This is a genomic window from Pseudomonas sp. PA-7-1E (assembly GCF_021605325.1).
GTDB lineage: Bacteria > Pseudomonadota > Gammaproteobacteria > Pseudomonadales > Pseudomonadaceae > Aquipseudomonas > Aquipseudomonas fluorescens_BV.
Genome location: NZ_WKFA01000007.1, coordinates 161,837 through 170,592, shown reverse-complemented (window position 1 = coordinate 170,592; position 8,756 = coordinate 161,837). Strand labels below are relative to the sequence as shown.

The 8,756-nt window shown below is 53.7% G+C and carries 7 protein-coding genes and 2 pseudogenes; 5 read left to right on the top strand and 4 right to left on the bottom strand.

All coding sequences use genetic code 11. From position 1 onward, the window contains the following. Positions 1-127: 127 nt before the first annotated feature. The 4 genes and pseudogenes from GIW79_RS07370 to nhaA form a co-directional block, all read left to right on the top strand. Positions 128-343: pseudogene (locus GIW79_RS07370) on the top strand (CrcB family protein); the annotation flags it as partial. 10 nt (positions 344-353) lie between these two features. Then, on the top strand, positions 354-707 hold the full coding sequence (locus tag GIW79_RS07365) for a DUF190 domain-containing protein (protein ID WP_131670595.1): 354 nt from the start codon (positions 354-356) through the stop codon (positions 705-707). Positions 708-709: 2 nt separating this feature from the next. Continuing rightward, complete coding sequence (ppa, locus tag GIW79_RS07360) at positions 710-1,240, top strand: inorganic diphosphatase (protein ID WP_131670594.1); 531 nt, start codon at positions 710-712, stop codon at positions 1,238-1,240. A 310-nt stretch (positions 1,241-1,550) separates the two neighbouring features. Beyond that, the gene (gene nhaA, locus GIW79_RS07355) at positions 1,551-2,753 is read left to right on the top strand and encodes a Na+/H+ antiporter NhaA (RefSeq protein WP_106115699.1); all 1,203 of its coding nucleotides are present in this window, start codon (positions 1,551-1,553) and stop codon (positions 2,751-2,753) included. A 112-nt stretch (positions 2,754-2,865) separates the two neighbouring features. Here nhaA and GIW79_RS07350 read toward each other — a convergent pair. The 3 genes and pseudogenes from GIW79_RS07350 to GIW79_RS07340 form a co-directional block, all read right to left on the bottom strand. Next, positions 2,866-3,399 (bottom strand): annotated as a pseudogene (locus GIW79_RS07350) (NUDIX hydrolase). A gap of 92 nt (positions 3,400-3,491) precedes the next feature. After that, complete coding sequence (locus tag GIW79_RS07345) at positions 3,492-4,343, bottom strand: universal stress protein (RefSeq protein WP_131670593.1); 852 nt, start codon at positions 4,341-4,343, stop codon at positions 3,492-3,494. Between the two features lie 11 nt (positions 4,344-4,354). Beyond that, the gene (locus tag GIW79_RS07340; protein ID WP_131670592.1) at positions 4,355-5,842 is read right to left on the bottom strand and encodes a SulP family inorganic anion transporter; all 1,488 of its coding nucleotides are present in this window, start codon (positions 5,840-5,842) and stop codon (positions 4,355-4,357) included. Positions 5,843-6,433: 591 nt separating this feature from the next. Here GIW79_RS07340 and chrA point away from each other — a divergent pair. Further along, positions 6,434-7,654: a chromate efflux transporter gene (chrA, locus tag GIW79_RS07335; RefSeq protein WP_372242223.1), complete on the top strand. Its 1,221-nt coding sequence runs from the start codon at positions 6,434-6,436 to the stop codon at positions 7,652-7,654. A 323-nt stretch (positions 7,655-7,977) separates the two neighbouring features. On the opposite strand, the gene GIW79_RS29770 is transcribed toward chrA, so the two are convergent. Next, positions 7,978-8,706, bottom strand: a complete 729-nt coding sequence (locus GIW79_RS29770) for a methyl-accepting chemotaxis protein (RefSeq protein WP_442968582.1) — start codon at positions 8,704-8,706, stop codon at positions 7,978-7,980. Positions 8,707-8,756 lie beyond the last annotated feature (50 nt).

Below are 8,756 nucleotides of genomic sequence, written 5' to 3'. Positions count from 1 at the left end.
ATAGGAACCGAGTGTTGGCTGCATGAAATACCCGTTTAAAAGGCTAGATCTGGTGCTCACTTAAATTTGAGTGCACACGATGTCTTGGCTTTGCGGGGCTGGGTAGATGACATGGCCGGACGGTTACGCTTCCCCTACCCTTAGTCCAGAGTGGCGTCTCCTGATCATCACGGGCTTCTGTGGTGGGCTTACTACCTTCTCTACATTTTCAGCCGAAACGGTTGCCTTGATTCAGGAGGGCAGACTGGTATGGGCGCTTGGCTCAATTTCGTTGCACGTTGCAGGCTCGTTAGCGATGACCGCTGCCGGGCTTCTGTCCTACCAAATGATTGGTACTCGCTGAGGAGATAGAAATGAAAGGCTATATGGTCGTTTTCTTCACCCAACAAAACCGTCGTTATCAGGGAAAGATGCTAGGCGAATGGATCGTCGACGTGGCTAAAGAAATGGGGTTGCGAGGCGCCACGCTCTGCACCGGAATCGAAGGGTTTGGGCACACAGGAAAACTGCATTCATCGCACTTTTTTGAGCTGGCGGATCAACCCACGGAGATTCGCTTTGCAATCACGGAAGATGAGGCAAAACGATTGTTCAAACGATTGGACTCTGAGGAAATATCGGTGTTTTTCACGAAGACGCCAATCGAGATGGGCACCCTTGGAAAAACACCTTCCAGCTCAACACCCTCCACAACTTCGGAGCTATGAACATGAGCTACGCGGACATCCCAGCTGGCAACGCCATCCCCGATGACTTTTTCACCGTTATCGAGATTCCTGCAAACCACTTGCCGATTAAGTACGAAGTGGACAAGCCGAGCGGACAAATTTTTGTTGACCGCTTCCTCAGCACGCCGATGTTCTACCCGGCCAACTACGGGTTTATCCCGAACACGCTGAGCGACGATGGCGATCCGCTGGACGTCCTGGTGGTTTGCCTATATCCCGTCTCACCTGGAGTTGTCATCCGCAGTCGCCCGGTTGGTGTGATCTACATGACGGATGAAGCTGGTGCGGATGCCAAGGTGATCGCAGTGCCTCATGAAAAACTTAGTTCAATGTACACCGACGTGAAAGAGTGCTCAGACCTCCCTGCGTTACTCCTCGCACAGATCCAGCACTTCTTCGAAAACTACAAAGCATTGGAGCCGGGTAAGTGGGTGAAGATGGGGCGTTGGGGGAGCGCGGATGAGGCGCGGGAAGAGATTCGCAAGTCGGTAGCGGCGTATATCCCCAAATAGGCTTACTCCAGATTCAAATGCCACTGTCGTAGGATCGCGCTGAGGTGCGTGCATTTATGCTGGGCCTCAGTTGCTTCAATCATCAAATATCCGAGGAGCCACACGCCTGTAAAGAAGGATCGATGCTCGCTCGCCTAGTGAGGCTATGTGCTTGGAGCGCGCTCCTACGTTTCATGAGCGAGCCCGTGCCTGGGAACACACTGAAGGCTGATTAAGGCTCGGTGTAAATCGTTACAGGCTATGTGCCCTGCCGCGCTGGTAAACCTCGGATGTTAAAATAATCGCTTTGGATCAAAGCGCAAGGACACTGATGACTCATAGTAGAGCTCCCGCAGAAACCCCTAGAGCAGCCGCGATTCTGGCTCGCTTCCTATCGTCGGAATCCGCTGGCGGTCTTGTACTGATGGGCGCAGCACTCGCGGCCCTAATCGTGGCGAACTCGCCTCTCTCGCAAGGTTATTTTGCCGCCTTGCACAGTGTCTGGTTGGGCATGTCTGTGGAGCATTGGGTCAATGATGGCCTCATGGCCATCTTCTTCCTGATGGTCGGCCTAGAGATCAAAAGAGAGGTTCTGGCAGGTGGGCTTTCTACTTGGGGCCAGCGCGCCCTGCCGGGGTTTGGTGCTTTAGGTGGCATGGTTGTGCCTGCGCTGATCTACATCGCAATCAACTGGGGTAATTCTGAGACTTTGAAGGGGTGGGCTATCCCAGCCGCTACCGACATCGCATTCGCCTTGGGCGTCTTGTCGTTGCTGGGGAGGCGAGTCCCTACGTCGCTGAAGGTCTTCCTCGCCGCCTTGGCGATCATTGACGACCTGGGTGCTGTAGTCATCATTGCCTTTTTCTACACCTCTGGTCTTTCCATGCCGATGTTGCTGGCATCGCTTGCAACCTTGGCCATTCTGATCGCAATGAATCGATTGGGCGTCAGACGATTGTTCCCGTATCTGCTGGTAGGTGGTGTGCTGTGGTTCTTCGTGCTGCAATCGGGAGTGCACGCCACCCTTGCGGGTGTCGCTGTAGCGCTGTGCGTTCCAATGGGTAAGCCTGAAGAGGAAGCCCGGTCTCCACTGCTGTTCCTAGAAGAAAAGCTGCATATGTGGGTAGCGTTCGCTGTGGTGCCGATTTTTGGCTTCGCCAATGCGGGTGTTTCATTGGCCGGTATTTCGATGGAAAACCTAGTCGATCCGGTTCCGCTGGGTGTTGCGCTCGGCTTGTTGGTGGGCAAGCAGATTGGCATCTTCCTATTGGCTGCTCTGGCCATTCGTATGGGCTTGGCCAAACTGCCGGAAGGCAGCAATTGGGCACAGCTTTACGGCGTTGCGCTCTTGTGTGGCATCGGCTTCACCATGAGCCTGTTCATCGGAAACCTGGCGTTTGCTGGATCAGCTCACCTGATCGATGAGGTAAAAGTCGGCGTGTTGATTGGTTCGACCCTGGCTGCAATCGGTGGAGTCCTGATTTTGCGACGCAGCGCTGCGCCCGCCATTGTCGCCGCCACGGTTTCTAAATAAGCGTAAGCGAGCCGGCCACGGAGTTTCTCCCTGACAGAAATCCTGTGGCCGGAACATCGTCTCGCGAAGCGAGGTCATCGTGCTTTACGCCACAAGTTGCTGAAATATCCCCTCAAAGGCTGATTGGCGGCATCAACTCGGACGCGATTTTTTTCAGCATGAACGTTTCGCGCTGAATGAACTGCCCCATCGATGACTCCTGACGCTGCATCACGGCTTCATTATGCGTTATGGCTTCATGCAGGTTGATCTAGACAGGCCGCATACCATTAGCGATTTCGTGGCTTTCCATTCTTACGGGCGCTAGCTGGGGCGCGACTTCGCATTGATAAAAATGCGAGGTCATGTGCATCAGATCGTACTGTGGCTTCCAATAGGGCCGGTACTCCTCGATGTAACCGTAGTGCTGGAGCACCTGTATTTCACGGGCACCAGTCTCTTCCTCAAGCTCACGCTTCAAGCCTGTGACAATGCTCTCGTCACCATCAAGACCGCCTCCAGGAAAGCTGAAGTCGTTATAGCGCTCGGTGAACAGCAACAGGATCTGTTCATCCCGCATCACGATGCCGCGTGCTGCATGTCGACGGAATACTCTGCCCTGTTTGGATTTCAGCTCGGGGTGAACAATTTCAGTTATGAGTTGCATGTAGTTTCGTTACCGCAAGATCAGTTAGTCATCGTCCAGGGTGGCCACGGCATTTCCGCAATTCTGGAAATACTGTGGCCAGTGGCACTGGCTCAGCGAAGCAGCAATACGGGTAAAGTGGATGTCCGCAGCATCGTCGTGGTCGTGCTGCCTACAAGAAACTGCCTGATGCGTGAGTGCCCGTACGCACCCATGACCAGGAGGTCAATGCCATGCTCTGCCTGATACGCATGCAGTACCGACTCTACTTCGCCTGGGTGGATCTCGGCATGCACTAGCAGGCCAGAAGAGGCAAGTGTGGCTCGTGCTTTCTCCAGCTCGTTTTGATTTTCTTCAGAGTCCGTACCAACCATGACGATATGAATTGGCAGGCCCTCGCATAGCGGGCTTGAAGCAAGCATCTGTACGGTCTTGTGGCCTGCAGCGCTGCCGTCAAATGCCACCATGACCGTTTCAGGTTTTCTGAAATGGCTGGTTGTAATCAGGATGGGGCGGTGGATAGTTCGGACTACCGCTTCAATCTGGCTGCCAAGACTTTGGGCACTGCGCGCGCTGTCCTCACCGACTCTTCCAATCACCAGCAATCGAATGTCGTCTTGGAGATCGCTCAGGCTCTCGACGAGATGGCCGTGGCGCTGCTTCAGATCAGGTGACATGGCGCCAGAGATGACTGTTCGCTCGCGAGCTTTTTCAAGCATGTGCTGCCCATGCTCCAAGGCCAGTTTTGCACGCTGCGCATCCAGCGTGGCCAACTCCTCCAGTAGATGTTCTCTGCTACCGAGACCGATATTGCCGCTGAGGTCAGTGGATGCAGGATATTTCTCCTTATCCAGCACATGAAGCAAGGTCAGGGGAGCGCTGAGTCGTTGCGAGGCCCATGCTGCGTAATCGCAGACCGCCAGTGAGGATTGTGAGTTATCAATGCACGCCATTACGTGGGTCATTGTTGTTCTCCTTAGTGGCTCATGAGCTTGTCGATGGCACCGGGTTTGTCATGAACGCCGAAGCGGTCAACGATTGTTGCGCTGGCATCATTGAGACCTAGCACTTCAACCTCAGCCCCTTCACGTCGGAACTTGATCACGACCTTATCTAGGGCTGCGACGGCGGTGATATCCCAGAAATGCGCCTGTGTGAGATCGATGGTGACTTTGTTGAGAGCTTCCTTGAAGTCAAAAACTTCAGTGAACTTGTCCGCAGAGCTAAAGAACACCTGGCCCACGACGTGGTAAGTCCGATGCGATTCCGTCTCTTCCAGAGTGCTCTTGATATCCAGGTAGTGCCCAACCTTATTGGCAAAAAACAGCGAAGCTAGCAGCACACCTACCAGTACGCCGTAGGCCAGGTTGTGAGTAGCCACGACGACCACGACGGTCGCCACCATGACAAGGTTGGTCGACAGCGGATGCTCTTTCAGATTACGCAAAGAATCCCAGCTAAAGGTGCCGATGGACACCATGATCATCACAGCCACGAGTGCCGCCATAGGGATTTTGGAGAGCCATTCGCCAAGAAATACCACCATCAGCAGCAGGAAAACGCCGGCACACAATGTCGAGAGACGGGTGCGGCCACCAGATTTCACGTTGATGATCGACTGGCCGATCATGGCGCAACCTGCCATGCCGCCAAGCATGCCGGCAGCGATGTTGGCCACACCCTGGCCTTTGCACTCGCGGTTTTTGTTGCTGGTGGTATCGGTAAGGTCGTCGACGATGGTCGCGGTCATCATTGACTCGAGTAGACCCACTACGGCCAAGGCAGCCGAGTACGGGAAAATGATGCGCAGGGTTTCAAAGTTCAGCGGCACTTCGGGCCAAAGGAAAATCGGCAACGTATCCGGCAGTTGGCCCATGTCACCGACGGTGCGGATATCCAAACCGAGGTAAATGACGACGGCAGTCAGCGTCAGGATGCACACCAACGGTGACGGAATCAGCTTGCCGATCTTCGGTACGTATGGGAACAGGTAGATGATCCCGAGGCCCGCTGCCGTCATGGCGTAGACGCGCCAGGTGACATTCGTAAGTTCCGGCAACTGCGCCATGAAAATCAGGATCGCCAATGCGTTTACGAAACCGGTGACTACCGACCGTGAAACGAACCGCATCAACGAGCCAAGCTTCAGGTAGCCGGCAAGGATTTGAAGTACGCCACATAGAAGGGTCGCGGCCAGCAAATACTGAAGTCCGTGCTCTTTAACCAACGTAACCATGAGCAGTGCCATGGCGCCGGTAGCCGCCGAGATCATTCCGGGGCGCCCACCGACAAAGGCGATGACAGCACAGATACAGAATGAGGCGTAGAGACCGACTTTGGGGTCTACACCGGCGATGATGGAAAAGGCAATTGCTTCAGGGATAAGCGCGAGTGCGACCACTAACCCCGCGAGCACGTCGCCACGGACATTGGAAAACCACGTTTGTCTAAGTTTTTGCAGCATAGAAAATATCCAAGGCAAAGCATCGCGCACGCCAAGGGAACGGCGAGCGAATCGATACAAATTCAAATTTTGAGGATTTTTTGCTGTGTGCTTAAGGTGTAAAACCAGGCGTACAGCAGTGCGCACCCGCGAGCGAGGCTAGCGGAAGCAGGATGTTGCGAGGGGGCGTAGCGCTAAGGCGGCGTAGGCTGCCAGTAGATCGTTTGGAGTACAGTCATGCGAGTGTTCCTGTAGCTCAAGGGTATGCAGAGCAGGCAGTATACAGTAAATCCACCCTTGATCGCGACCCAGTGTCAAGCTCCACGAACATTTAATGCTAAAAGAGAGGTAGCTGAAGAGTTGGTTTTTGAGCAACGTCTAATTTGCAAGTATGGCTCTGTTACGGGTGGCAACGGTGAAAGCGGTAAGCATCTCGCGAGACCCGCTTAGAGCTCGAACTGGTTTTCGCTGAGTTGGTACATCATTATGAAACCAAGTTCTGATCCACTCGCAGGGCTAGCCGCGTATGCCTAAGGAAGGCCATCGGTTAGCCTATATACCGTTGGCTCCAAAGTATTTGGTTTTGTGCAGCAGTCATTTTGGGAGGGATGGATATTGGCAGCCGAAGATAGTGTAAAGGCCGTCACGACTGACTCCCCTTGGGCGGTTTTTCTGGTGTTTCTGCGCCTAGGGCTCACCTCCTTCGGAGGCCCGATTGCACATCTAGCTTACTTTCGCGAAGAATTTGTCGCTCGACGCCAATGGCTGAGCGAGCGTAGTTATGGGGATTTGATTGCTCTGTGCCAGTTCTTACCGGGGCCCGCCAGTAGCCAGGTTGGAATAGGTTTAGGACTATCTCGTGCCGGGGTTCCTGGAGCAGTAGCTGCGTGGGCAGGCTTCACATTGCCTTCGGCAACAATCCTGGTTTTATTCGCTCAGGGCATGTCCTCGTGGGGACGGGCTCTTCCGAGCGGTCTTTTACATGGTCTTAAAATTGTTGCAGTGGCTGTCGTTGCTCAAGCCGTCTGGGGAATGGGCCGTAGTCTTTGCACTGATGCCCCTCGAATAGCCGTCGCCGTGTTTGCTGCTTATGCTGCACTGCTTTGGCCGCATGCTTGGGGGCAGATTGGCGTGATTTTCTTCGGTGCCGTCATAGGATTGATGCTCTTCAAAACCCATCAGAGCCAAACTACGGAGTCTTTGCCGATATCGGTGAGCAGGAAAGTCGGTGCGGTGTTATTGCTGCTGTTCTTCGGCCTGTTAGCTGGCTTGCCATTACTGGTTCAAGTGTGGCCCTCTCAAGCGTTAGCTGTGGTAAACGTCTTTTTCCGTACTGGGTCATTAGTTTTCGGAGGTGGGCACGTTGTGCTGCCGTTGCTTCAGTCAGCTACCGTACCGAACGGATGGGTAGCCAATGACACGTTTCTTGCCGGATATGGTTTAGCACAGGCCGTACCAGGCCCGCTTTTTACATTCGCAGCATTTCTTGGCGCGTCCATGAATGCCCAACCTTCTGGTTGGCTCGGGGCTACCGCGTGCGTCGTTGCAATTTTTGCTCCTTCGTTCTTGCTCGTAATCGGCGTGTTGCCATTTTGGGAGCAACTGCGGAAAAGCTTACGCACCCAAGCCGCACTTTCAGGCGTAAACGCAGCAGTTGTAGGTCTTCTCCTGGCAGCCTTGTATAATCCAGTCTGGACGAGCGCCATATTGACTCCTACAGACTTTGGCTTGGCGCTGATAGCGCTTGTGGCTTTGATGTTCTGGAAGGTTCCTCCATGGTTGGTCGTCCTGGTGGGAGGTCTTCTCGGATGGTTACTCAGCATAGAGTTTTGAGGTCGGTTAAACAGATATGTGCTTGCCTCGAATTTTGGGTAGTCGCTGTGCCCACAATTTTTGCGACCGCGCTCAAGCAGACGTTGACTGCAACACACTGTTAAGCTCAGCGTGAGTGACTCCAGCGATCCTCCAACTCAGCCTGCTCATCAATCCCAGATACGTTCTACTTCTACAGGATGGCAATCCCACGGCGGATATCAAAGAGTCGAGCTACCGGTGCTCCGCAGGCCCGGAGCACCTAAACCCCACTTGAAAGTTGCGAACTACCTGATAAAAATTGATAGTTTATGCACGTAACGCTCCAGTAAAGAGGGCTATAACTACATTTGAAACTGCTTTACCAGCCTGTTCAACTCGACCGCTAGTTTTGTGAGTTCGGACGTTGCAATAGCTGTCTGACTTGAGCCCTCTGCCGCTTGATTTGAAAGATCACGGATACTCACCAGGCTGCGATCTACCTCCCTTGCAACCTGAGCCTGCTCCTCCGATGCGGTCGCAATCAAAACGTTGCGCTCAGTAATATTGTCGATAGATTCGGTAATCTCCACCAACGCGGAACCAGCGCCTTGAGCAGTGTCCAGTGTTTTCTGGGCTTGGGTGTTTGTGTGAGTCATTGCAGACACAGCAGACCCAGTGCCTTTTTGAATTGAGCTGATCATCTGCTCAATTTCACTGGTTGATTGCTGAGTACGATGAGCTAAAGCTCGGACTTCATCAGCGACTACTGCGAAGCCTCGACCCGCCTCACCCGCACGAGCGGCTTCGATAGCCGCATTCAACGCAAGAAGATTGGTTTGTTCGGCGATAGCGCGTATCACATCCAAAACCTTGCTGATGTCGGTGGCCATTACGGCGAGCCCTTGTACCTCTTGGGATGCGTCTTCAACATTTGCGACCATCAGGCTGATGGCCTGCACGGTTTCATCGACGCGTGCACGACCAGCCAACGCGGCGGAGTTGGATCGATTGGCTGCTTCAGAGGCTTGCGAGGCATTTCTAGCTACCTCTTCTACCGCTGCACTCATCTCAGTGACGGCAGTGGCTGCCATTTCAACTTCGTTATTTTGACGCAGCATGCCTTTATTTGCGTCTTCGGTGA